Source organism: Sphingobium sp. R-21, assembly GCF_049913335.1.
In the GTDB taxonomy this organism is placed as follows: domain Bacteria; phylum Pseudomonadota; class Alphaproteobacteria; order Sphingomonadales; family Sphingomonadaceae; genus Sphingobium.
The window spans coordinates 87590-112677 of the sequence record NZ_CP184374.1 but is presented as its reverse complement, the minus strand read 5'-3'; the positions used below and the strand labels follow the sequence as shown (position 1 = coordinate 112677).

Sequence of the window (25088 nt, the reverse complement as noted above, 5' to 3'; positions counted from 1 at the left end):
ACGAAGGGAAGGATCAGGACAAGGCATGATGGAACAGGATAATCTGGCCGACCGTGTCGCACCACGGTCGGCATTGAAACAGGAACGTAGCCGGCAAAGGCAACAGGCCCTGCTGGACGCAGCAGAGGAGATGATCGCAGAGGCCGGGCTTGACGGGCTGTCGATGCGAGAGGTGGGCAGGCGCGCTGGTCTGCCCATTGCATCAGTCTATCATTATTTCCCGTCGGCGCCGGCAATGGTTCGGGAACTGGCCACCCGGCAGTTGGCGCGTCTGGGCGCCCTGGTCGAGCATCGCCTTTCCACAGGAGAGGAGCTGGTAAAATCAAACATCGGCATCCAATCGCTCGCGGGGCATATCGTTTCCGATCTGGCGGCCTATCTGGCCGAGGCAAAGGCCGCGCCCGCGATTTGGAATGCGCTTCGTTCCAACCCGGAACTGCGCCTGCTCGACCGCGCCGACACGATCGAAAATGCCCGCAATCTCGCTCCCTTTCTGACTGCTCTTGATCCGGGCGTGTCTGGACAGGTGGCGGAAGCTCTGGCGATCGTGATTCTTGAAACGGTTGCAATCAATCTGATGTTCGCGATGGAATGTTCCGAACCGCAGCAGGGCGCTCAACTCGCCGCGTTGCGGCTTTTCCTTTCAGCGGCGATCCGGGGGCTGGCGCAGGGAGAGGCGTAAACCAGTCCGGCGCTCGTCAACAGCAGGGTGCGATCAGCATGATGGGGCCTGGCCCTCTATCCTTCAAATGCACCGGGTGTCTGCTCCAGCGAAACTGTGTCCGTTATCATCGACCGAGGCGCAACATTCCCAAAATCGAGCGAACGGCGTGAAGGTGAAGCTGAAGGGCGGCGGGCAAGGAGGTGCGTCAGGGTAACACGACCTTTGGCGACGATACTCATATGCGCCCCGACAAGCGCTTCGCGCGGGCCGCAGCGATATTGTTCGTCGATGCGGCGGTGTGATTGCCGTACGCGAATAATCTGCCAGCTTCGACGCCCCCTGCAGAATTGCCTTGTTCGGCGCGAGGGCCGCGACAAGCCGCTCCAGCCGGGCATCGCCAGGCTCCAACTCCTTTATCCGGCACGCCTGATCGACCTTCAGCCCGCCATGTCCTGGCGCCACGGATGCAGCGCCGGGTCCGGAGTGTGGATTGGAAGGCGTAGGAGAAGCGCTCCGACTGGTGCCTTGACAATTAAGAATAGTAGTGATAGCTACTATATTCTGTTCAACGGTCTGGTGTTCCCATGATTAAGCCTCGCGATATTCGATTCCCGCTTGATTCCGCCCTGAGCTCCGACTGGAATGGGTCGGACTGGTTCCGCACCGCCTTCTTCAATGCGATGTCGATCCTGTTTCCCTATGGCGAGAAGTCGTTCATCGACAGCGTTCGCGCCAACGAGAAGGCAGCGACAAGCCCAGCCCTGAAGGCTGCGGTGCGGGGTTTCATGGCGCAGGAATATGTCCACCGCCGAGAGCATCAGCACTTCAACGAAGAATTGTGCGTCGCGCGGGGTTATAGCCTTGACTGGCTGGAAGCTGCGATCCGGAGCGATTCCGAGGAATTGCAAGATCTCGACCCACTGTTCTGGCTGGCGACGACTGTCGCATATGAGCATCTGACCGCAACGATCGCGGGCGGCATTCTTGGCCGGACAAACTGGCTTGACGGCGCCGATGCCGGGATAGCCAAAATGTGGCGTTGGCATGCGATCGAAGAGATCGAGCACAAGAGTGTGGCCTTCGATGTCTATCTGGCTGCGGGCGGCACCCACGCAATGCTGCGAAAGGCCATGGTTTTGATGAGCTTCGAGTTCCTGGTACGTTTCCAGACGCGCAGCCTGTGGCACATGTATCGGCGCGATCGCCCTCCCCTGGGTCGGACATTGGTGCAGGCTGCAAGGTTCCTGTTTGGCAAGGGCGGGCTGATCCGTGGCAATTGGCGCCACTACTGGGCCTTTTTCCGCAGCGACTTCCATCCCGATCACATTGACGACGTTGTCATCCTGAACCGCGCGATTGCGGCTGACGGTCTGGCGCATACATGATTGCCAGGGGCTGACCTTGCGCGCGCCTCTCCGGAGAGGACAGGATGTATCGATCGACCGATCATGCACTATTGTGCCGTTGGAGAGCTTCGGGTTCGATTTGCGCAACGACAATCCACCCCGCCGCGTCAATGTATCGGCGAGCAGAGCATGTGAGGTGGTCCCGCCATTTTGGACAGGTTTTCGTCTGTTTTGCTTTCGGTCTGATCCGCGACTTAGGGCTTGTTCGTAATCGCTTCGAAGGTCTGGGCGTAGTGATGCTGGAGCAAGGTGATCGCGCGATCGGCGTCGCGATTGATGCATGCATCGACCAGATCGCGATGTTCCTGCAGCTCATTGCGCTCCAGGACCTGCTCCAGCGCGAGAAGACGGTAGCGTTCCGCGGCGTCGAACAACTGGCCGCTGATCCGCTTGATCCACCGGCTGCCGCACCCGCCGATGAGGGCAAGGTGGAAGTCCTTGTGCCGGCTTTCCCATTCGGAACTTTCGCCCTGGCCCGTCTCCCCGCGATGGGTTCGCGACAGATGATGGAGCGCGAGTATGAGATTCTCCTCCCATGCCAGGTCGAACCGATCGATCGATTCACGAATGGCCAGGCCATCGATCCAGCAGCGCGTCTTGACGAGTTCCTTCAGTTCCTCGGCGCTCACCGGCGCGACACGAAAGCCCTTCTGCTCCTCGAGCGCGACGAAGCCTTCTGAAAGAAGCCGGTTGAGCGCTTCCCGAACCGGGCTGCTGGCCGTGTTGAACCGCTTGCGCAGGGCTTCGGCACGGATCTTCTCGCCAGGACGCATCCGCCCGCTGAGAATGTCGGCGCGCAACTGCGCATAGACGGACTGGGTCAACGTCGCCGTTTGCCGCTCGCCAGCCCCCTCCGGCGTGGCGATGGTGTCCACTGCAGAAAGGGCAAATTTGCCTTTCAAAGGCATTCGATCATCTTCTCTTCTGGAAGGAAGCCGGAAAACAGCATGAGACATATTCAGATGGGCCTTGCGGGTTCTGCTCCGCCTGCGTTCATGCGTGCGAGGGCGGTTCGGTGTGCGACGCGATCGAGCAATGTCACCATTTCTTCCAGTTCGCCGGCGGGCAGATCCTGGGTGATGAAGACGATGCGCGTGCGCTGATCCTCGTCGGGCCATTCGGGAAGCCAGGTCAGGTTGTGCAGCAGATGCTGCGCGCCCTGGATGACGGCGGGCTGGCCGGGTTCCTCCCTGACATTCACCAGCCCCTTCACCCGGAGCAGATTGGCGCCGAGATGCTTTTCCAGGGACGTCAGCAGCAGGTTCAGAGCCTCGCGCGGGAGCGGCTCGTCCCGGATCAGGTTGAACGACGCGATGCCACTGTCATGCGCATGCGCTTCATGGCCATGCTCCGCATCCGCCGCTTCATGGGTGGGAGCCGCGCCAAGGGCGGCCTCCATCCAGCTCTTCGCGGCTTGTGGATCCTCTCTCGGATCGGCCATCAGCTTGCGCATCACGCCCACCGGATCGGCCGCCAGGTCATCGCTTTCCAGCACAGGAGCGGTGCGGTTGATCTGGCCCAGGCGGGCGATCAGCGCCGCCTTGCGCGCTGCCCGCTCCGCAGGTTCCAGCAGGTCCGTCTTGGTCAGGAGAATGCTGTCCGCCAGCGCGACCTGCCGCACGGAAACGGGATGATCCGCCAGGGTTGCCTCCGCGTTCACCGCATCGACGGTCGCAACGACCGCGCCCATCCGGAAGAGCCCCTCAAGCGTGGGTTCGGACAGGAAAGCCTGGAGGATGGGGCCCGCCTCGGCCAGGCCGGAGGTTTCGATGACGACATGGTTGAAATCGACCTCGCCGGCCTCACGGGCATGATAGAGCCGGTTGAGGGTCTGGATGAGGTCGCCAAAGACCGTGCAGCACAGGCAGCCATTTTCCAGCACCATGATCGTATCGTCGCTCGCCGTGGTGAGGGCGTGATCGATCCCGATCTCTCCAAACTCGTTTATGATCACGGCGGTGTGCGTCATCGCCGGATCGCGCAGGGCGCGATTGAGCAATGTGGTCTTTCCGCTGCCGAGAAAGCCGGTCAGCACTGTGACCGGCGTCCTCATATCCTGTTTGGGAGTCAGCATGCGCGCGCTCAGGCAGGTGCGCGGTGGTTGGGATACAGCTGCGGGCGAAGCGCGGGCCTGGCCATGCCGTATTTGGGCGCATAGTCGGTCGTCGCGCCGAGTTCCTCGGCCGCGTGCCATGCCCAGCGAGGGTCGTAGAGCGCGTCGCGGCCGATCATCACGAAATCGGCCTTGCCGGAGGCGATGATCTCTTCAGCCTGCTGGGCGCTGCCACCGATGAGGCCGACCGACATGGTCGGGATATCCGCTTCCTTGCGGATCCGTTCGCCGAACGGCACCTGGTAGCCGGCCGCCAGCGGAATTTGCTGACGGTGATCGAGCCCGCCGGTGGTGACGTCGATGAAGTCGCATCCGAGCGCCTTGAGCGCCTTGGCGAACTCGACCGCCTCGTCGGGGTTGAAGCCGCCCTCGACCCAGTCGGTCGCCGACACGCGAATGCCCATCGGCTTGTGCGCGGGCCATTCCGCCCGCATCGCCTTGAACACCTCGAGCGGGAAGCGCATGCGGTTTTCCAGCGACCCGCCGAACTCGTCGGTGCGCTGGTTGGCGAGCGGCGAGAGGAACTGGTGGATGAGGTAGCCATGTCCGCCATGCATCTCGATCAGGTCGAAACCGATCCGTTCGGCGCGCGCGACGGCCTGGCGGTGGGCTTCGATCAGGTCGAGCATCTCGGCCCTGGTCAGTGCGCGGGGCGCCGGAAAGTCACCGAACGGGATGGCCGATGGTCCGACCGTTTCCCAGGCGCCTTCCTCTGCGGTCAATGCCTTGCCGCCCAGTGCCGGCGGCTGCTGCGATCCCTTGCGCCCGGCGTGCCCGATCTGGATCCCCATCTTTGCAACGCCATAGGTGCGGCAGAAATCCACGACCCGCTTCAGCGCGGCCTCATTCTCGTCCGAACACAGGGTAGCGCAGCGCGGCGAGATCCGGCCGTCCAGCGCGACGTTCGTCATTTCGACCATGACCAGGCCCGCGGCGCCCATCGACAAACCGCCCAGATGGGCCAGATGCCAGTCATTGGCAGAGCCCTCGTTGGAATTATACTGGCACATGGGCGAGACCACGATGCGGTTGGAGAGGGTGAGTTCGCGCAGCGTAATCGGCGAAAAGAGCTTGCTGGTCATGGGTTGAAGGCTTTCTCTTGATGGTTGAGCAGATAGGATTGGGTTGAAAATCAGGCAAGTCCGCTGGCGCGGGCCTGGGCGAGGGCCATGACGATCCAGTCCCGCTCGGCATCGCCATCGGCGATCGCGCGCACCAGTCGCTCGCGGCAGACCTCGGCGCTGGGCAGGGGAACGTCATTGGCAGCGCCCGTGGCGAGGGCGAGATCGACATCCTTGAGGGCAAGGGTTGCGGTGAAGCCGACATTATCCCAGCTGCGATCCAGGATCGCGCGCGAATAGCCGCTATAGGCCGGACCGGAAAACAGACCCTCGATCAGAATATCGCGCATCGCTTCGGGATCGGCCCCGGACTTCTCGACCAGGCTGAACGCCTCGCCCATGACCTCGATCGCGCAGGCCAGCACCATATTGTTGGTGAGCTTGAGCAGCGAGGCGGTGGCGGGATCGGACCCGGCGGCGAAAGTCCGCCTGCCGATGGCGTCGAACAGCGGTTGCGCGTGCGCGACGGCGTCGGCGGGTCCAGCCGCGATGATGCCGAGCTGCCCGGCCGCCACGGCGGTAGGCCGGCCCAGCACGGGCGCTGCGACGAGAATCTGGCCGGCCTTCGCATGCGCGGCGGTCAGGTTGCGGATCGTGTCGCTGCGGTGGGTTCCCATCGCGATGTGCAGGCCGCCGGGCGGCAGGCTCTCGATCAGGCCGCCGGGGCCCTGGGCGACCTGTGCCAGGGCTTCGTCATTGGCGAGCATGGTGATGACAGGCGCGCCAAGCGCGGCGGCCTGCGCGATCGAATCGGCCTGCGTCGCACCCAGGTCAAGCAGTTCGCGCAGCCGATCCGGCGTGCGGTTCCACACCACAAGGTCATGGCCCGCATCCAGCAGCCGCCGGGCCATCGCCTGCCCCATGCGTCCAAGACCTATGAAAACTACCTTCATTACAAAACTCCGTGTCCACCGCGCCCGTCCATCAATGCGAGCCGTAATAACCGACAACCGCCGTCATGCGATGACCAAGCTCGTCGACCAGTCCTTGCGCATGATGTCCATGACAGTAGGCCGGAGGGCGCACGAATTCTGATCAATGCACCATCATATCAGGCGATGCACCAAGGCTGTCTCATGCAAACCTGGCATAGATCCAGCCGGCAGCCGCCAGAACTGCCGGCGGCCGCTTGCATGGTGCGGCTTAACGCTCGACCAACGCCAATACGCGCAAAGGACTGCCCGAACCGTCCTTGATCTTGAGCGGCGGCGTGATCAGCATTGAGCCAGTGGGAGGCAGGAGATGCAGGTTTGCAAGGCTCGACAGGCCAAATTTATTGCTTCCATGCATGTAGTGATGGCAAGGATTCGGCTGGGAAAAGGTGGCGCCCTGACCAGCATCCGTTCCAACAGGTTCGGTACCGATGCCGATAACATCGCGCTCATGCGCCAGGAATTTTGCAACATCGGGGTGGTTGCCCGGCCAGTGACCGCCATCCTCGCGCATATTGAGAAACCGATCGGTATAATTGCGGGATGACCATCCCGTACGGATGAGGGCCCAAGAACCGGCGGGAATACGGCCATGTTCGGCTTCCCATTTCTCAATGTCGTCCATGGTGGTTACAAATTCTTCGTCCTCCCCCGCGCGCTCGGAAACGTCGATCACGCAGGCGGGAGCCATGAACTTCCTGACCGGAATCGTGTCGGTCGCGCCATCTTCGTAATGCCGGCCAGAAATCCAGTGCACCGGCGCGTCGAAGTGCGTCCCGGTATGTTCACCACAGTGAATATTGTTCCAGTACCAGTCCGGCCCGCGCTCATCGAAGCGGGAGATTTCCTCCAGTCGGAAAACCTGAATTTGCTGGGCGAACTGGTCAGGCAGTTTGAAGATCGGTGTGCGCTCCTCCAGCGTATGGGTGAGGTCGATGATCTCCACCGACCCGCTTGAGAGAGCCGTAGCCAATTGGTTCAGTAATGACATGGATATTCTCCCTTGATATTCGGTCGATCTGTACAGCTTTTCTCAATCAGCTTCGAGGTCGTCAGGAGACCTGGCTTGGAGACGCTGCGGGGGCGCCGTCCAAAATAGTAACCGGATCATCAATGGCCTCGGGAAGGTGGCCAGACCCCCTCCCCGTCGGCTTCAGGACGGTTGTGCGCAACAGCGGATAGAGCAGGATCGAGATGATGAGGGTCGTTATCGCCTGGATCGGCAAGATGCTCGCGAGGACATAGTGGGCCATGAAGGCGGAGACGAGCAATGTCACGACCCCTGCCCAATTCACATTCTCCGGCTCTTCCTGAACAGCCTTCGGCTCTCTTCCGAGCAATGTTTTCACAATATAATAGTCAGCAACGACAATTCCGGCAAATGCCGTCACCAGCACTCCCAATATCGTCACCCAGGAATCAATCAGTTCGAGAATGCTTCCATAAAGCATCAGGAGCCCAATGACGTTTGCAAGGACGACAAAGGTCAACCGCCCCATTCGCAAATTAAGTGCATCGAACAGGTTGGAAAGGGAAAGCGAAGCCGCGTAGTTGTTCAAAACCTGCGTCTTGCCTTGCGCGAGAACCAGGAGCCACGCCCCCATCGCCCCTCCCAGCACCACGAAGGCCGCTACAATGCTGTCCGGGCTTTCGAGCGATGCTCTCTGCGCTGCCTCATGGGTCATTCCGGCGGTCTGCGTGTAGAAATCAACAAGTGCAGGGCCGCCAGCATACATGATGATGCCGCCAAGCCAGAGCATCAGGATATCCAATGACAGGAGACCAATCAGCGTTGAAATCCCGACATCCTTCGATCGGCGGGCATATCTGCCGATGTCCGCGCCGAACATCGCCATCCCTCCCGCTGATCCGATCAGGACATTTATCGCAAAGATGAACCTGCCCGCGGGACTATCGGCGCCCATGCCCTTGAGAACATCGTGGGAGAACTGGGGACCGAACGAAACAAGGCTTTCGACCGACCGGTCGCCGTTGGAGACCACGAGGTAAGTGATATAAGCCAGCACCACCAGTGATAAAGTGAGGGTTATGGACGATGCGCGGGCGATCAGCTTGAACCCGTAGGATGTCAGGACAATCCAGAGAACCGTCATCAACCCATAGATCAGGATCTTCGTGGTCAACGTATCGGAAAGCTTGAAGTAGAATAAAAATCCTCGATACAGCAGTGCATTCTCAAGAGCGAGAAAGCCGATGATCATGAACGAATATATGATCGAGGATATTATCGACCCTTTCTTGCCGAACCCGAAATATCGCGACATGACCGTGCTGGAGAGGCCAGTACGATAGGCGACATGGGAACTCGCCCAGCTCAGGGGCCAGCAAATCAGCATCACGATCAGGCCCGCGACAAGTGCGGCCTGGAACCCCGCGACAAATGTCACCAGCGCGCCAAAGAACAACTGCACCAGCGAAACCACCACGCCCGCCGTATTCCACGTCAATGCCAGCCATCCCTGACGCTGATCGTCGGGCACCCGTTCCAGGGCATGGTCCTCGATGGTTTCGGAGAGACTGTTGTCACTCATGGCCGCATTCCTTCGGGCAGGGTTGCTCTTTCATATCGCATATCTCTTAGCGGACGAAACCACAGGCTATTGGTCATCCTGATCACGAGACATGGCCAGCCGGCTTCCCCTTCACTGCGCGGCATGCGCGGTCAGCTTGAGCGATTTGTAACCGCGCAGGACATTGTTCGAGATGCGCTCCGCCTCGTGCAGGTCGAACCGTTCGACCCGGCGGATCAGGGCAGAGAGCAGCGCCGAGATTTCCATCCGGGCGAGATTGGCACCCATGCACATGTGGATGCCGTGGCCAAAGCCCAGCTGCTCGTTCGCGCGACGCGTGATATCGAACCGCTCGGGGTCTTCCCAACGCCGTTCGTCGCGATTGCCCGACGCATACATCACCAGGACTCGCGCACCCTTGTGAAGGCGCTGGTCTTCCACCGAAAAATCATCCGTCAATACGCGGGAAAAGCCCTGTATCGGACTTTCGACCCGGATCGCTTCATTGACCGCATTGGGGATCAGCGTCGGGTTCGCGCGCAGTTTGTCCCATTGATCGGGGTTCTGGGCAAACAGGGCGATCGCACTGCCCGTGGCAAGGATGGTGGTATCCAGGCTCGGCCCCAGATAGTCGCCCATCACCGGCCCGACCTGCTCGGGCCTGAGTTCGCCGGCCTCGACCGCTTCGTAGAGTTTGGCGACCCAACTGCCCGGCTTCACCCGATCGGCGGTGCAACCGCGGGCATAGGTCACCATTTCGTCCACTATCGGGAGCGCGGTTTCCGTCAGTTCCAGACCCCGTGGTCCCAAGGAGTTGAACACCGCGCCGGCCCATATGAGCATCCGTTCACGCCCTTCCTCGGGCAGGCCGACGAGTTCGGAGACCACCGTGACCGGAAGATATGGCGCAAGTTCGCTCGCGGCATCGAAATCGCCCTTGGCCACCAGGCGCTCGACCAGATTTTCGGCGAGATCGTAAAGTCCCTGACGCAACTCGGTCAATCGGGCGGGGGTAAGCGGCCGGCTGACGATCGAGCGCAAGGTGCTGTGGTAAGGCGCATCCGTATGAAGCGTGCTGCCCGCAATCGCCTTGTTCATCAGGTCGTTCATCGCGACGCCGTCCCCGGACGCGAACAAGGTGTTGTTCTTCAGCGCCCCCTGCACATCCGCAAACCGCGCCATGAGATAGAGGTCGTATTTGGGAAGGCGCACGATCGGGGCCGTGTCCCGGAAAATACGATAATTCTCGTATGGATTGGCAAGCGCCTCCGCCGAGTAGATATCGATGTCCACGTCAGGAATATTGAATGCCATGTCGTTACTCCGGGAATTACTTAGGGGTGTCAACGATCTGCCCGGCTCGGCGATCGCCTCCACGCCTTATGCCGGGCTGTGAAGCGCGACGATGATGCAGCACAAGCCCCAGAACATGTGGAACTCGCAGCCGCCCAGGTTCCAGAACCAGCGCCCCTTGGAGACTTTGAACGCCGCCAGCCCCGCGCAGATCATGAAGATTCCGCCCAGCCACGCCGCGTAGAATACATAGATCCCCAGCACCATGCCGAGCAGCGCGAGCGTCTGAACGACCAGCGCAGTCCGCACAAAGATCCATGCAGGCTTGAGCCCGGCGGTCTCAAAAAATGCGAAGACGGCGTCCTTGACGGTAAACTGCCCAATAATATGCGGAATGAAGAGGAGGCCGCATATAATGCGAAGCTGAACTATGGCGTCAGTGAGATCCGGAAAAACGATGGCGTTCACGATACCCTCCCAGGCATGACATCAAAAGCAGGATCAAAATAACAATGTTCTCGATCTCCAGAAGCTCTCCGGCGCACAGCCTCAACTTGGCAACATCAAGGCTTCACCTGCTTCCGATGCCTGCATTGCCCCCGACCGGCATGTTTGCGGCCAGGGGCAATGCAAAGCGATCAATCGACCTTCGCCGCGATGGCTTCCATCTCTACGACCCAGTTGGGATTGGCGAGCGCCGACACCACAACCCAGGTCGAGGTCGGCAGGTAACCTTCAGGCAGATACTTCTTCCGGTGCGGGCCGACAAAGCGGATGGCGCTTGCATCGGTCGAATAGACGTTGAGGTGAACCAGGTTTTCCGGACCCATGTTCGCTTCGGCGAGAATGGCCAGAACGTTCTTCCAGATTTCCTCGTGCTGCGCCTCGAAGCCCTCAGCCAGCGTTCCATCGGGCCGGATGCCGGCCTGTCCAGCAATCGACAGGATGCGCGCTCCGGCCGGAATCTCGACCGAATGGCTGTATGGCCCCACCGGGTTGGCGATCGACTGGGGATTTCTAACTACAAACATGATATCCGTCCTTTGCAAAATGAAGGGTTTGGGATTGAAGATCGGGTTTAGTTGCCGTGCGGTCGTCCTCTAGCCACCTGACAATGGGACCAGGTGAATTGCCCTCTCCCCGCAACGGCCCCCAACGATCTCTGGAATAGCAATCAATATGTTGATCAGCGAGCGGCTGATCAACGGGTTTCCAGGGCGGGAAACCATCGCCGTTCAAGGAATCGCGGTAACTAAAAGATCTAAAGCGGCGATCTGACTCAGTCGGATCAAAAGCAGCTTCAGGTGCCAAGGGCGCGATGATCCAGCGGCCCAGACCGAGGAACCCGAACCCCCTACCCTTCCATTCGGAGGCAGGATCAGAGCTGTCAGTCGGGGAGTGCACCATGGCATATCCTTGCTAATCCCGGCACATCATCATGTCCCGACCGGTCCGGTAACCGGCCGGGACATTCGCCGAAGTCAACTACACACTAAGGCGAGACCCCATATGCATGAGGTAATCAAAAATTGTACCGCGCACCGAGCTGGAAGAAGCGGGGCGGCTTGTAGGAGACCGCGTTGCAACCGCACAGGGTCGCCAGGTCGAAGCCCACGACCCCAGGGTTCACGTTGGTCAGGTTCTTGACACGGAAGTTCAGCTCCCAGTTGTCGTTCGACCAGCCGATCCCGGCATTGACCATCACCGCCCTGCCGAACTTGTCTCCGTCGAAATTGCGGAGGTTGTAGTAGAATGGGTCGGTATAGCTCGCGTCACTCTGGACCGACAGCTTGCCGCCGAAAGCCTGCCATTCATATCGTACAAAGGCATTGCCCTGCAGTGGCGGCGCATAGACCGGCTTGACATCGCGCACGATCGGACCTCCTGCCCGAAGCGGCACATCCTTCACCTTCGCATCGAAATAGGAAACGGAAAGACCGACATCGAGGCCCCTGACAGGCGATGTAGCGAGGCTGGCCTCGCCACCGTAGGTTCTGTCATCGGCATTGATGACGACGCCACCGACGCCCGCGAAGAGGAATGCCTGATAGTCCTTGTAATCATAATAGTACACGGATGCATTGAAACGCGTTACCTGATCGGGGAACGTATATTTGAAGCCGCCCTCGTAATTGGTAAGAATTTCCGGCTTATAGGGGATGAGGCTTAGAGGCACCGGATAGGCACCGCCTGGATTGGTGGCGTTGTAGCTGCCCGCCTTCACACCACGATTGACGCCTGCATAGATGAGCAGGTCCGGATTGACCTGGAAATCGAGCTGGACCTTGCCGGCCCACAGTGTCTTGCCGGACTTGTCGGCGTAAGGCATCGGTCCATTCGGGCCAAATACTGGGCCGATGACGATCGGCGTCCCGCTCTGAGGCTGCAGCGCGGTCTGGACGGGCCAGATACCATGGAAGAAGTCGTATTTCTTCTGCTCGCGGATGATCCGCGCGCCCGTGATCAAGGTCAGCCGCGGGGCGATGTGCCAATCCAACTGTCCGAAGGCCGAGTAGGAATTGGTTATCAGGTTCGCGTCGACACCAACATCGAAAGGTGCCGGCGTCGACGCAACACCGCCGGGCGGGAACCTCAGCGCCGAGTTCGAACGGCTCGTGATGTGAAGATAGTAAAGACCGCCTGTCCAGTCGACAAGGTCGCTCTTTCCTGTCAGCCGGACTTCCTGGCTGAACGTGTAAGCGCTAACGCCATTATAACCGCCAACCAGGTTAGTCGGGCTGCCTTCGATATCCAACAAGCTGAACTTGAAGAAGTGCTTGTAGTCAGTCACCGACGCCAACGTGACGCCGTCGCTCAAGTCGAACTCGCCGTTGAGGTTGACGCCCCAGGTCCGGATGTGATTTCCCTTACGGAATGAAAAGTCTTGCGAGGTGAGTGGCCCTGAGCCGTCCGGATCCTTGTAGCCGAAGAAATCTCCGCCAGCGGCCGCCCGACCGAAACTGTCGCCAAAGACGCCGTCGTTGTTGAGGTCCGATCCATAATCCTGACCGTTCGCGCCAATCGAGGCGCGAGTCTCTGTGGGCGAAGCGTCGATCGTGTTGATCTGCTCTCCACCAGCGTTGAAAACTCCAATCGTAGGCTTTGATTGATAAGGGGACGTCGCCTGAATGGTCCTTGCCCCATTCACCGAGAGTAGCACCCGTACCCCGTCATTGGGCTCGAACAAGGTGGTCATACGCCCGGCCAGCGTGTTGTCGTCGCCCAGATTGGCGCCCGCGCCGGGGCCCGGCGACCCGCCGACGGCGTCGAGCGGATAACGGTTGCGCACATATCCTTGCGCCTTGTTCCACATGACAGCGAAGCGCGTCGCCAACGTGCTGCTGATAGGCACGTTGATCGCCGCTTCACCATGGAATGCGCCGGGCGATCCCGGAGAATCATACATCCCGTAATTGACGTCGACAAAGCCTTCGAACTTGTCCAGATTGGGCTTGCGCGAGATGTAGCGGACAAGCCCGCCGGTTGCGTTGCGGCCGAACAGCGTACCCTGCGGCCCCTTCAGCACTTCGACGCGGTCGATGTCGAACAGGGCGAAAGTCTGGCCCTGGCCGATCGCGATGTAACCATCGTCGAGATAAACCGCGTTCGGCGCTTCGGTGATGTCGCTGAAGTCATTCTGGGTCACGCCGCGGATCGTGTACTGGCTGTTCTGGCCGCCAAGCGCGCCGCCGATGTGCACGCCGGGCGTAATCGCTGCGATCTGGGGAGAATCAGTCACATTGAGGGCGCGCAACTGGTCGCCGGAAAAGGCGGTGATGGCGATGCCCACCTTCTGGATGCTCTGCTCGCGACGCTGCGCCGTTACGATGATCTCGCCCGACAAGGCCGAGCCGCCCTTGTCGGCGTGAGTTGATTGATCCTGCACGGCAGAGGCGGCCGGTGCATCCTGCGCCAGCGCAGGACTGGCAAGCGCACCAACCGCAACTGCACAAAGTAAGGTTGCCCGGATTCCAAGATCTTTCCTCATTATTATTCCCCTTGATGACGATAATAATATGCAACTCAGCCCTGCAAGATCCTTTTTTGTTCTAATTACCTATCCATCAAATCAGATACTTCACTCCAAACCCGTCAGATCACCTCGCCGCCGGGCAACTGGATCTCGTTGACGCCCTTGGCAAAGCTGTGACCGTTCCAATATTGCTGCCCGGCCACCAACAGATCCTGCGCCGGAAACTTCGTCAGAAGCCGCGGACCATCCTTCGTGACATGGATCTCTTCCTCGATCCGGGCCGCGGTCGTTCCGTCTTCGGAAGGCCAGTAGGTCTCGATCGCAAAGACCATCCCTTCCTCGATCGTGATCGGGTGTTCGATCGAGTGATAGCGGCTGATCAGCGGCTGTTCCCACAGGCCAACGCCGATACCATGCGCATATTGCAGCCCGAACGCTTCCTCCTCGTTCGCCATGCCGAATTCCTGGGCGGCCGGGAATTTCTTGGCGATATCGGCCGAAGACGCGCCCACCTTGATCTCTGCAATCGCTTCGTCGAGGATTTCACGCGTCTTCTTGTACACGTCCCGCTGCTTGCGGGTCGCGCCGCCAATATTGATCGTGCGGTAATAGCAGGTGCGATAGCCCATATAGGAGTGAATGATGTCGAAATAGGCCATGTCGCCCGGCCGCATGTAACGGTCCGAGAACACATGGGGATGCGGCGCGCAGCGTTCGCCCGAAATCGCGTTCACCGCCTCCACATTCTCCGAACCCATATTGTAGAGCACATGGTTGACGACGGCGACGGCCTCGCTTTCCTTGACGCCCGGGCGCAGCACGCGGAACAACTCGTCATAGGCGGAATCGACCAGACACGCAGCGGTCTCCAGCAACGAGACCTCGTCGATCGACTTGATGACGCGGGCGCGTTGCATCAGCCCTTCTGCATTGACGATCGTCACCCCTTCGGCCTCCAGCGCCCGGAGCACCGGAATTTCAACGACATCTATGCCCAGCGGCTCGTTGATGAGGCCAGCATCGCGCAGCACGTCCGCGATCCGCTTCGCGTTCGCCTTCTCAACGCCAACCTCTTCCATGATCGAGCCGCGCCAGCTTGATACCACCGGGCGCCAATTTTCGGGGCTGATCCAGGGATTATGCTTCTGATGCTGCTTGGCGGCCGAGCCGATATCCCACATGATCGGTTCGCGATCGCGCATGATGAGCGCACAGCGAAAATATTTGTCGCGCGCCCAATTGCCGATGTGCGCCGCAGTCGTATAGCGGATGTTGTTCATGTCGAACAACAGCACCGCGCCCATGTTCGACGTCTTCAGCTGGTCCTGAACGCGCTTGAACCGATATTTGCGAAGCCGGTCGAAATCGACCCGATTCTCCCAATCCACGGCCATGATCGCATTTTGCGAAGCACCCCGCTTGAATTCCTCCGGCAGCATCTCCGGAGTACAATGGATGTGTTGAGGGTGGCTACACATGTCGCTCTCCAATGGTCCTATTAAACAGGTGCATATTCGTCGGCAGACGCCGTATCAAAATGCGCGCGCGGCGGATCGCCCTCCAGGCCAAGACCTGACCACACAGCGCGAAGAACCGCCGCTATGTCGAGATCATATTTCGCAAAAAGATGCTCGCGACTCCCAGACTCGGCAAACCGGTCCGCAATCCCAATCCGACGAAGCGGAACAGCCAAGCCCGCCTCAGCAAGGGCTTCGGCAACTGCCGAGCCCAAGCCGCCGATGATCGAATGATTTTCTGCCGTCAGGATCAGCCGGGATCCGCGCGCCGCCTTCAAAATGGTGTCGCTATCCAACGGCTTGATCGACGGCGAATTGACGACGCCGACCGAAAGACCGTGCTGCTCCAGCGTGGATGCGGCAACGAGCGCGGCCGGGACCATCATGCCCGATGCCACGATGGTAACGTCCGACCCCTCACTGAGTATATGCGCCCGACCGAATTCCAGCTTATGATTGTCGTCGAAGATCCGCGGAATCTCTCCACGCTTGAGGCGCAGGTAGACCGGCCCCTTGCGATCCGCCGCAATCGTGACCGCCTGGCGGATTTCACTCGCGTCGGCCAAATCGAGCACCGCCATATTGGGCAAAGCGCGCATCAGCGCCATGTCCTCGATCGCCTGATGGCTGGGGCCACCTGGACTCGATAGACCTGGCATAAAGCCCGCTATGACGACGCTGAGGTTAGGATAGGCAACCGCCATCGCAAGCTGATCGAAGCAGCGCCGGGTTGCGAATACGCCGAATGTATTGACGAACACTGTGTGCCCCGCCCGCGCCAGGCCACCAGCGATGCCGATCATATTTGCCTCGGCCATGCCTACATTGACGAATCGATCGGCCAGTTGGTCGCGGAAAAGGTCGGTCTCGGTTTGTCTGGTTAGATCTGCTCCAAGGCAGATGATTTCGCTGCGCTGTTCAGCAAGAGCGACGAGCGCCCTGCCATAGGGCTTGGTCTCGATCTGATAGGGAGGCAGATGGGTGCTGCTCACTGATTGTGCGCGCGATGCCTCATGAAATGTCATGCCCAAATCCCCTTCACGATACCCGAATTTCCGTCGCGGCAGCCACGACCCAAACGGGTTAACTGGCACGGAGGATAAGAGTCATCGATCGCAGCAGTTAGGATTGGCGGCTTGATCGCTTGAACTGCACGTTCCGCTTGATCGTTTCCGGCTCCGGCGGCCGGCCCCGGAGGCCGTTGTTCGGGCAGCCGGTTGCAATGATCGCCTCAGCTCATCCCGCAGGCGGGTAGTGGAGCCATTCCGTTGCGTCCCGGATGACGCCGTGGTGACCTGGCCATCCCTCAGCCCCGATGGATCGTTCGCTATCTCCTGTCGGCCGCCGTGGCATCGTGGCTCGCCCCGCTGGTCTGCGCGCTTGGCTTCGGTCAGATCACCAGGGCGACTACAATAGCCGCAACTCTAACCGTTCCCGGCACCCGCCCGATGCGGCAGGCCATATTGTTGCGAGCTTTCCAGGCCGAGTTCGATCTCTGCCCTGATGGGAGCAAGATGGGCAGGCTCCCATTATGAGCGCTTGCACGGTGAGAAATCCGGTGCCGTGCTAAACTAGGCGATGTTGACAAAAGAGGTTTTCATTTGGGCTGAGTTCTGATTCAAGGCTGCTTTTTTGGGGCAGCGATGTTTCGGGGCGATTTGTCGGATGAAGAGTGGGCGGTGATCGGCGGACTTCTGCCGCCCGAACGCGGCCGGTGGGCACGGCCAGCGGGTGACAATCGCCTCTTTCTCAACGGCATGCTGCATGTTTTGCGGATAGGCTGCCCTTGGCGGGACATGCATGAACGCTATGGAAAGTGGAACTCGGTCTATGTTCGGTTCCGGCGCTGGGCCGAACAAGGCGTCTTGGACGCGCTATTGCAAACGCTGGTCGATCTGGGACTGACTGACGACTGGCAGCACATGATCGACAGCACCACGGTTCGCGGCCATGTATCGGCAGCGGGCGCTAAAGGGGGACTCATAAGGAGGCTTTTGGTCGATCACGCGGCGGCTTTACGAGCAAGGTCCACGCCCGCTGTGACAATCGCGGCCGCCCTCTTGGTTTTGTCCTCACGGGTGGGGAAGTCTCGGACTACAAGGCCGTTGACGACCTGATGGCTATGCCTGCGCCCAAGCCAAAAGCGCTGCTGGCCGACAAGGGATATGACGGCGACGATCTGCGGGCAAAACTGCTCATGACCAATATCCTGCCCATCATCCCGCCCAAGGCAAACCGCCGCGATCCTGCCCCATGCGATTTCCGGCGATATCGAGACCGCAACCGCATCGAGCGCATGTTCGGGGTCATGAAAAACCAGCGACGCATCGCCACCCGCTATGACAAGACCGCGCTCTCCTTCGCCAGCTTCCTTAACCTCGCCGCCGTGCGCCTATGGCTGAAATCTTTTGTCAACATCGCCTAGGGCTCCTCGGCAAGAACAGGTTTGCGCGGCGCAATTGTCTGTTCCTCGTCTTTCATGTTGAGGTCTGGCATCAGGGGCATCAGAAGGCCCGCGAGCAGGAAGAAGACTCCGCAAAGCGCGATGCTGACTGACAAGCTGAAGGATGTGGCGATTTCTCCCAACGCAAAAGGAGCAAACGCGGAGATGCCACGGCCGACATTGAAACAGAATCCAGCTCCGGTTGACCGAATATGCGCCGGGAACAGTGCAGAGAAATAGGCTCCAAAAATCCCGAAATAAGCAAAAAACATCGCCATGAGTGGTCCAAACCACAAAAGCAGCGTCAAATCCCTGATCAAGGCGTACGCCGGCAACAAGATAGTTGTTGCAGCGAAGCAGAATAGGATCGTCTTTTTGGAACCAATGCGGTCCGCAACGAAGCCGAATATCTGATAACCGATGAACATGCCGATATTCATGACGATGAGAAACGTCGTCATTGCCGCAGGTTCCAATCCCCGTTCCTTGACGAGATAGGTCGGAAGCCAGGTATTCGCACCCCAATAGCCGGTCAGGGCGCACGCGGCGATTAATGTTGCCAGCACCGTGCGACGCCACCGACCTTCGATAAATATCTCGCTCAATGAGACCGTCTGTTTACCGCTGGCCATTTGTCGCTGTGACTTCCCTTCCCGCCATTGGCTGGATTCGGGCACGAAAAGCGCAACGAATATGATTGCGAAAAGCGCGGTTCCTCCTGAAAGGAAAAGCGCCCGCCATCCATAATCCGGTAACAGGGCATGGGCCAACAAAGCCGCGAGAACGAATCCGGCGGGCCCGGCACTGAGTACGAAGGCACTGGCCCGGGCGCGCAGATGGGGAGGCCAAGTTTCGTTGATCAGGGCCGACACGATTCCCCATACGCCGCCCAGGCCCAAGCCGGCCAGGAATCGCAGAAGCAGCATGTCCCACCACCCGCGCGCGACGGCTATTGCCATGGTGAACAGTGCAAAGATCAGCACGCTAACAATCAGTGCCGGTCGGCGGCCGTAATTATCCGCGTACCATCCTAGCAGCAAGCTGCTGAGGCCAACTCCAATCATGCCGGCAGTGCCGATCAATCCAGCCTCGCCAAGGCTGAAGCCAAAGTCAGTTACGATCGCCGGAAGGGCCAACGCCAGGATCATGAAATCCACTGCGTCAAAGCAGTAACTTAAAAAGCATCCCGCAAGAGTGATCCAGCGAGCGTCCTTGTGTGAGCTGCCGTCGTGGAAGATGACTTTCTGCGGATCCGCCATCGTCACTGCCTGCTCTATCCTATCCACCTTTTGTTTATCGCACTGACCGGAAAGCATCAGGGACACTGGCCTGCCCCAGGCGGGTCCGGTGGCAGGATCATTATAACACCGTCAGGCCACACAGCTAAATCGGATATCTCTCCCGCCGGCCCGGCGCGGGCAAGAAGATGACGGTGACGACGTAGGGAAATAACGGGGGGTCGCCTGTACGTTTAGGTGTGGATGATTTTTTGGGCAGAGACAGTTGGGCGCCGCGACGTATCGTCGTGACGCAGATTTACCTCGGCGATCTGATTTCCACTTGGCGCCAGCCATGACGAGTGACGTTCATAGATCAATGGATCATGACCTGGAACGAGGTGATCGAATTTGTTCTTCAGCAGATCGCGAATTTCGCGATAGGCCTTGATTTGGTTGAAAGTGTTGCCCTGGCCGTAGCCCGGAGGCCACATGCGCTCGATGTTCGAATACCAATAGACCGTGTCTCCGACGACAGCGAATGGACCGTTGCGCGTCTGCACCTCGAACCATTGCGTGCCGAAGGTGTGGCTTTCCTTCGCCAGGTGTGCCGTGATGCCGGGCAGCACCTCCTCATCACCGCGAACGAACTTTACGCGGCCTTCGGAAATGCCCTGTGCGGCTCTGATGAGATCCTGCGGGTCGAACGAAGAAAAGACCCAGGCCTTTTCTTCCTCGGTTTCCATCTGGTGAGCGGCGCACACTGCGTCAGACCATCCGAGATACTCGTCCAGCTGGATATACAGCTTGGCATTGGGGAAAGCCTCGAAATTCCCGATGTGATCAAAATGCATGTGCGTCACGAGGATTGCTTCGACATCTTCTGGCTTGAAGCCGACCCTGCCAAGAACGTCGACCGGTTCCTCCCAGCTTGAAAACGCGTACTTCGTCAGCCAATGATCATTGCGAAATCCGCAATCGACCAAGGCGACGTGTTGCTTGCCGCCGACTTCACCACCTACCAACAAGGTATAAAGCATGGGGAGACGAACTGTACCAGCATTACTGAACAGACCAGACCCGGCAACAAAATCTATCGGCATGTCAGATTGACAGTACGCTAGAGGCCAAATCGAATAATCAGTATCCAGCTTGGTATCGAGACCTATAATCGATGGGCCGACCACTGCATAACTCCTAGTGATGTGTCGTAGAATAGTACGCACGTCTGGAAATTAGTATATAAGGCACAAACTTCCTCGTCACTGGTTGAGTCGCACCTGAGACGCGGTAAACAGCATTAGAGCAGAATGTTCTCATTTGCTAGGATTGACGGCTTGATCGCTTGAATTGCTTTCGACGGCATGGCCTCGCCGCGAGACGAGAGTGGGGCCGTCGAGTTTTTCCGGTATGAGGCGGCGGACCCACGGTGTTCTGGTTCAGCATCATTCGACGCAGCGATATCGTCCAGAGGGTAATGCCCGGCAAACAGCGTGACGGCCGACATCATCGTGCTGCTCCCGACCGGGTCTGGAGGACCGGCCGGGATGCTCGTAGACGCTGCTCGCACTGCATTGTCGTTAGCCTTCATGATAATCAATGCGATCAGAAGTTGTAGCGCGCGCCGAGCTGGAAGAAGCGAGGCGGCTTGTAGGAAACCTCGTTGCAACCACACAGGGTCGCGAGGTCGAAGCCCTGGACACCCTGGTGCACGTTGGTCAGGTTCTTGATGCGGAAGTTGAGCTCCCAGCTTTCGTTCGACCAGCCAAGGCCGGCATTGACCATCACAGTCCTGCCGAACTTGTCCGCGTCGAAATTGCGGAGGTTGTAGTAGAAGGGATCGGTATAGCTGGCGTCGCCCTGAACCGACAGCTTGCCGCCAAGGGCTTCCCATTCATACCGGATGATAGCGCTGCCCTGAAGCGGCGGCGCGTAGACGGGCTGGACGTCGCGACTGATCGGACCTCCGGCACGAAGCGGCACATCCTTCACCTTCGCATCAAAGTAGGATGCGGAAAGACCGACATCGAGGCCCCTCACAGGCGAGGTGAACAGGCTGGCTTCCCCACCGATTGTTCTCGCGTTCGCGTTGATGACTATGCCGCTGACCCCGGAGAAGAGGAATGCCTGATAGTTCTTGTAATCATAGTAGAATGCGGATGCGTTGAACCGTGTCTTGCCGTCCGGGAACGTATATTTGATGCCGCTCTCATAGTTGGTGAGAGTTTCCGCCTTGTAAGGGATGGTGCTTGTCGGCACGGCTATGCCACCTGGAACTGCGGCATTATAGCTGCCCGCCTTCACGCCGCGATTGACGCCTGCATAGAGGAGCAGATCCGGGTTCACCTGGAAGTCGAGCTGGACCTTGCCTGCCCAGAGCGTCTTGTTGGACTTGTCCGTGTAAGGCGTGGGTCCATTCGGACCAAATAGCGGGCCAATGACGATCGGTGTGCCAACCGCGGCCTCACGCGAATCCGTGGTACCCCATATTCCCTGGAGGAAGTTGTGGTTCTTCTGTTCCTGGATGATGCGCGCTCCGGTGATCAACGTCAGTCGCGAAGCGATGTGCCAGTCCAACTGGCCAAAGGCCGAATAGGAATTGGTTTTCAGCGTTGCGTCTGCTCCCAGATCGAACGGCGCCCCTGGAACCACGCTGCCAATGGGAAACTTCAGCCCAGCGAGCGAATGGGCCTTGATGTGGAGATAGTAAAGCCCGGTCGTCCAATCGACAAGATCGCTCTTTCCTGACAGGCGGACTTCCTGGCTGAAGGTGGAAGCACGAACGCCCAGATAACCGCCAGCCTGGTTACCCGGACCGGCATCAACATCCAGGAAGCCGATCTTGTAGAAATGCTTGTAGTCGCTCACCGCCGCCAACTTGACGCTGTCGCTCAAGTCGAACTCGCCGTTGAGGTTAACGCCCCAGGTCCTCACGCGCCCATGATCGCGGAAGGCAAAGTCGCTCGACGTGCGAGGGCCGCTGCCATCGGGATCCTTGTAGCCGAAGAAGTCGCCGCCGGGGACCGGACGGCCGAAGGGAGCACCGAAGCTGCCGGTGTTGCCGGTGTCCGAACCGCCATCTGAACCGTCAGCCGCAATCGAAGCGCGCGTTTCGTTCGGGCCGGCATTCAGGACGTTCACCAGTTCGCCCGCAGCATCGAACACACCGATCGTTGCCTTCTGCTGATACGGCGCCGTTGCCATCCGGGTTCTCGCCGCATTGACGGACAGCAGCACTCGGGCGCTGTCATTGGGCTCGAACAAGGTGGTCATGCGTCCTGCGAGCGTATCGTCATCGCCCATATTGGCGCCGGCGCCCGGACCAGGCGAACCGCCGACCGCGCCCGCCGGATATTCGTTGCGCAGCCAGGGCTGAGCCTTGTTCCACATGACGGCGAAACGAGTTGCCATCATGCTGCCCATCGGCAGGTTGATCGCCGCTTCACCGTGGAACGCACCGGGCGTGCTCAGGGAGTCATAGAGCCCGTAATTGACGTCGACAAAGCCCTCGACCTTGTCCAGATTGGGCTTGCGCGTGATGTAGCGGACAAGCCCGCCGGTCGCGTTGCGGCCGAACAGCGTGCCCTGCGGCCCCTTCAGCACTTCGACGCGGTCGATATCGAACAGGGCGAAAGTCTGGCCCTGGCCGATGGCGATGTAACCATCGTCGAGATAAACCGCGTTCGGTGCCTCGACGATATCGTTGATGTCATTCTGGGTCACGCCGCGGATCGTGTACTGGCTGTTCTGGCCAGCAAGCGCGCCACCGAGATGCACGCCCGGCGTAAGCCCCGCCAGTTCGCGTGAATCAGTCACATTGAGGGCGCGCAACTGGTCGCCGGAAAAGGCGGTGATGGCGATGCCCACCTTCTGGATGCTCTGCTCGCGACGCTGCGCCGTTACGATGATCTCGCCCGACAAGGCCGAGCCGCCCTTGTCGGCGTGAGTTGATTGATCCTGCACGGCAGAGGCGGCCGGTGCATCCTGCGCCAGCGCAGGACTGGCAAGCGCACCAACCGCAACTGCACAAAGTAAGGTTGCCCGGATTCCAAGATCTTTCCTCATTATTATTCCCCTTGATGACGATAATAATATGCAACTCAGCCCTGCAAGATCCTTTTTTGTTCTAATTACCTATCCATCAAATCAGATACTTCACTCCAAACCCGTCAGATCACCTCGCCGCCGGGCAACTGGATCTCGTTGACGCCCTTGGCAAAGCTGTGACCGTTCCAATATTGCTGCCCGGCCACCAACAGATCCTGCGCCGGAAACTTCGTCAGAAGCCGCGGACCATCCTTCGTGACATGGATCTCTTCCTCGATCCGGGCCGCGGTCGTTCCGTCTTCGGAAGGCCAGTAGGTCTCGATCGCAAAGACCATCCCTTCCTCGATCGTGATCGGGTGTTCGATCGAGTGATAGCGGCTGATCAGCGGCTGTTCCCACAGGCCAACGCCGATACCATGCGCATATTGCAGCCCGAACGCTTCCTCCTCGTTCGCCATGCCGAATTCCTGGGCGGCCGGGAATTTCTTGGCGATATCGGCCGAAGACGCGCCCACCTTGATCTCTGCAATCGCTTCGTCGAGGATTTCACGCGTCTTCTTGTACACGTCCCGCTGCTTGCGGGTCGCGCCGCCAATATTGATCGTGCGGTAATAGCAGGTGCGATAGCCCATATAGGAGTGAATGATGTCGAAATAGGCCATGTCGCCCGGCCGCATGTAACGGTCCGAGAACACATGGGGATGCGGCGCGCAGCGTTCGCCCGAAATCGCGTTCACCGCCTCCACATTCTCCGAACCCATATTGTAGAGCACATGGTTGACGACGGCGACGGCCTCGCTTTCCTTGACGCCCGGGCGCAGCACGCGGAACAACTCGTCATAGGCGGAATCGACCAGACACGCAGCGGTCTCCAGCAACGAGACCTCGTCGATCGACTTGATGACGCGGGCGCGTTGCATCAGCCCTTCTGCATTGACGATCGTCACCCCTTCGGCCTCCAGCGCCCGGAGCACCGGAATTTCAACGACATCTATGCCCAGCGGCTCGTTGATGAGGCCAGCATCGCGCAGCACGTCCGCGATCCGCTTCGCGTTCGCCTTCTCAACGCCAACCTCTTCCATGATCGAGCCGCGCCAGCTTGATACCACCGGGCGCCAATTTTCGGGGCTGATCCAGGGATTATGCTTCTGATGCTGCTTGGCGGCCGAACCGATGTCCCACATGATCGGTTCGCGATCGCGCATGATGAGCGCACAGCGAAAATATTTGTCGCGCGCCCAATTGCCGATGTGCGCCGCAGTCGTATAGCGGATGTTGTTCATGTCGAACAACAGCACCGCGCCCATGTTCGACGTCTTCAGCTGGTCCTGAACGCGCTTGAACCGATATTTGCGAAGCCGGTCGAAATCGACCCGATTCTCCCAATCCACGGCCATGATCGCATTTTGCGAAGCACCCCGCTTGAATTCCTCCGGCAGCATCTCCGGAGTACAATGGATGTGTTGAGGGTGGCTACACATGTCGCTCTCCAATGGTCCTATTAAACAGGTGCGTATTCGTCGGCAGACGCCGTATCAAAATGCGCACAGGGCGAATCCGCAGGGGCGAATCCAGAGCCTGATTTCGGTCAGATAGTTAGGTGGCCGCTGCCCACCGGTCGCGCGCAATGCTTCATGAAATGCCATGCCCAAATCCCCTATCTTCAGGCTCGTCGCGTATTTCAGTCGCTACGCCGAGGACCCACACTCGGCGAACTTTGTAAGAGAATAAGGGCTGAATGGCCGTCGCCGTTAGGATTGAAGGCTTGATCGCTTGAACTACTTTGTCTGCTGCACAGCGTGCAAAGTAACTTTCTAGAGCGGGTTTCGAT

Annotated in this window: 18 protein-coding genes and 1 pseudogene; 3 read left to right on the top strand and 16 right to left on the bottom strand. The window is 59.3% G+C overall.

Features of this window, described 5'->3' with window-relative positions:
• Window positions 1-25: 25 nt before the first annotated feature.
• A complete protein-coding gene (locus ACN9MX_RS00465; RefSeq protein WP_363828153.1) occupies window positions 26-682 on the top strand; it encodes a helix-turn-helix domain-containing protein in 657 nt (218 codons plus the stop codon).
• A gap of 566 nt (window positions 683-1248) precedes the next feature.
• Window positions 1249-2049 carry a metal-dependent hydrolase gene (locus ACN9MX_RS00460; protein WP_363828156.1) on the top strand — a complete coding sequence of 267 codons (801 nt, stop codon included), beginning with the start codon at window positions 1249-1251 and terminating at the stop codon, window positions 2047-2049.
• Window positions 2050-2264: 215 nt separating this feature from the next.
• Here the strand turns inward: ACN9MX_RS00460 and ACN9MX_RS00455 are convergent, their stop codons facing one another.
• The 12 genes from ACN9MX_RS00455 to ACN9MX_RS00400 all read right to left on the bottom strand — a co-directional run bounded on the left by ACN9MX_RS00455 (window position 2265) and on the right by ACN9MX_RS00400 (window position 16575).
• Window positions 2265-2978: a GntR family transcriptional regulator gene (locus ACN9MX_RS00455; RefSeq protein WP_363828159.1), complete on the bottom strand. Its 714-nt coding sequence runs from the start codon at window positions 2976-2978 to the stop codon at window positions 2265-2267.
• 50 nt (window positions 2979-3028) lie between these two features.
• Complete coding sequence (locus ACN9MX_RS00450) at window positions 3029-4144, bottom strand: CobW family GTP-binding protein (RefSeq protein WP_363828162.1); 1116 nt, start codon at window positions 4142-4144, stop codon at window positions 3029-3031.
• Between the two features lie 8 nt (window positions 4145-4152).
• Window positions 4153-5265 (bottom strand): NADH:flavin oxidoreductase/NADH oxidase, encoded by a 1113-nt coding sequence (locus ACN9MX_RS00445; RefSeq protein ID WP_426387211.1) that lies wholly within the window; start codon window positions 5263-5265, stop codon window positions 4153-4155.
• 50 nt (window positions 5266-5315) lie between these two features.
• Window positions 5316-6197: an NAD(P)-dependent oxidoreductase gene (locus ACN9MX_RS00440; protein WP_363830491.1), complete on the bottom strand. Its 882-nt coding sequence runs from the start codon at window positions 6195-6197 to the stop codon at window positions 5316-5318.
• A gap of 250 nt (window positions 6198-6447) precedes the next feature.
• Window positions 6448-7227: a cyclase family protein gene (locus tag ACN9MX_RS00435; protein ID WP_133655153.1), complete on the bottom strand. Its 780-nt coding sequence runs from the start codon at window positions 7225-7227 to the stop codon at window positions 6448-6450.
• A 61-nt stretch (window positions 7228-7288) separates the two neighbouring features.
• Window positions 7289-8788 carry a purine-cytosine permease family protein gene (locus ACN9MX_RS00430; protein WP_363829557.1) on the bottom strand — a complete coding sequence of 500 codons (1500 nt, stop codon included), beginning with the start codon at window positions 8786-8788 and terminating at the stop codon, window positions 7289-7291.
• Window positions 8789-8899: 111 nt separating this feature from the next.
• Window positions 8900-10081 carry a cytochrome P450 gene (locus ACN9MX_RS00425; protein ID WP_363736929.1) on the bottom strand — a complete coding sequence of 394 codons (1182 nt, stop codon included), beginning with the start codon at window positions 10079-10081 and terminating at the stop codon, window positions 8900-8902.
• A 66-nt stretch (window positions 10082-10147) separates the two neighbouring features.
• Window positions 10148-10528, bottom strand: a complete 381-nt coding sequence (locus ACN9MX_RS00420; RefSeq protein WP_166666496.1) for a DoxX family protein — start codon at window positions 10526-10528, stop codon at window positions 10148-10150.
• Window positions 10529-10698: 170 nt separating this feature from the next.
• Window positions 10699-11091, bottom strand: a complete 393-nt coding sequence (locus tag ACN9MX_RS00415; RefSeq protein WP_133655157.1) for a RidA family protein — start codon at window positions 11089-11091, stop codon at window positions 10699-10701.
• 491 nt (window positions 11092-11582) lie between these two features.
• A complete protein-coding gene (locus ACN9MX_RS00410; RefSeq protein ID WP_426387210.1) occupies window positions 11583-14048 on the bottom strand; it encodes a TonB-dependent receptor in 2466 nt (821 codons plus the stop codon).
• A gap of 104 nt (window positions 14049-14152) precedes the next feature.
• Window positions 14153-15511, bottom strand: coding sequence for a M24 family metallopeptidase (locus tag ACN9MX_RS00405; RefSeq protein WP_426387208.1), 1359 nt, complete (start codon window positions 15509-15511; stop codon window positions 14153-14155).
• 20 nt (window positions 15512-15531) lie between these two features.
• Window positions 15532-16575, bottom strand: coding sequence for a transketolase family protein (locus tag ACN9MX_RS00400; RefSeq protein WP_363736937.1), 1044 nt, complete (start codon window positions 16573-16575; stop codon window positions 15532-15534).
• Between the two features lie 618 nt (window positions 16576-17193).
• Between ACN9MX_RS00400 and ACN9MX_RS00395 the strand changes: the two are divergent.
• Window positions 17194-17975 (top strand): annotated as a pseudogene (locus tag ACN9MX_RS00395) (IS5 family transposase).
• On the opposite strand, the gene ACN9MX_RS00390 reads toward ACN9MX_RS00395, so the two are convergent.
• From ACN9MX_RS00390 to ACN9MX_RS00375, 4 genes are all read right to left on the bottom strand, one after another.
• Window positions 17972-19309, bottom strand: a complete 1338-nt coding sequence (locus tag ACN9MX_RS00390) for an MFS transporter (RefSeq protein ID WP_363829562.1) — start codon at window positions 19307-19309, stop codon at window positions 17972-17974. The pseudogene ACN9MX_RS00395 and the gene ACN9MX_RS00390 overlap by 4 nt on opposite strands.
• Before the next feature lie 155 nt (window positions 19310-19464).
• Window positions 19465-20397: an N-acyl homoserine lactonase family protein gene (locus ACN9MX_RS00385; protein WP_363736936.1), complete on the bottom strand. Its 933-nt coding sequence runs from the start codon at window positions 20395-20397 to the stop codon at window positions 19465-19467.
• A gap of 418 nt (window positions 20398-20815) precedes the next feature.
• Complete coding sequence (locus ACN9MX_RS00380; protein ID WP_426387209.1) at window positions 20816-23275, bottom strand: TonB-dependent receptor; 2460 nt, start codon at window positions 23273-23275, stop codon at window positions 20816-20818.
• A gap of 104 nt (window positions 23276-23379) precedes the next feature.
• Window positions 23380-24738, bottom strand: coding sequence for a M24 family metallopeptidase (locus tag ACN9MX_RS00375; RefSeq protein ID WP_426387208.1), 1359 nt, complete (start codon window positions 24736-24738; stop codon window positions 23380-23382).
• Between the last annotated feature and the right edge of the window lie 350 nt (window positions 24739-25088).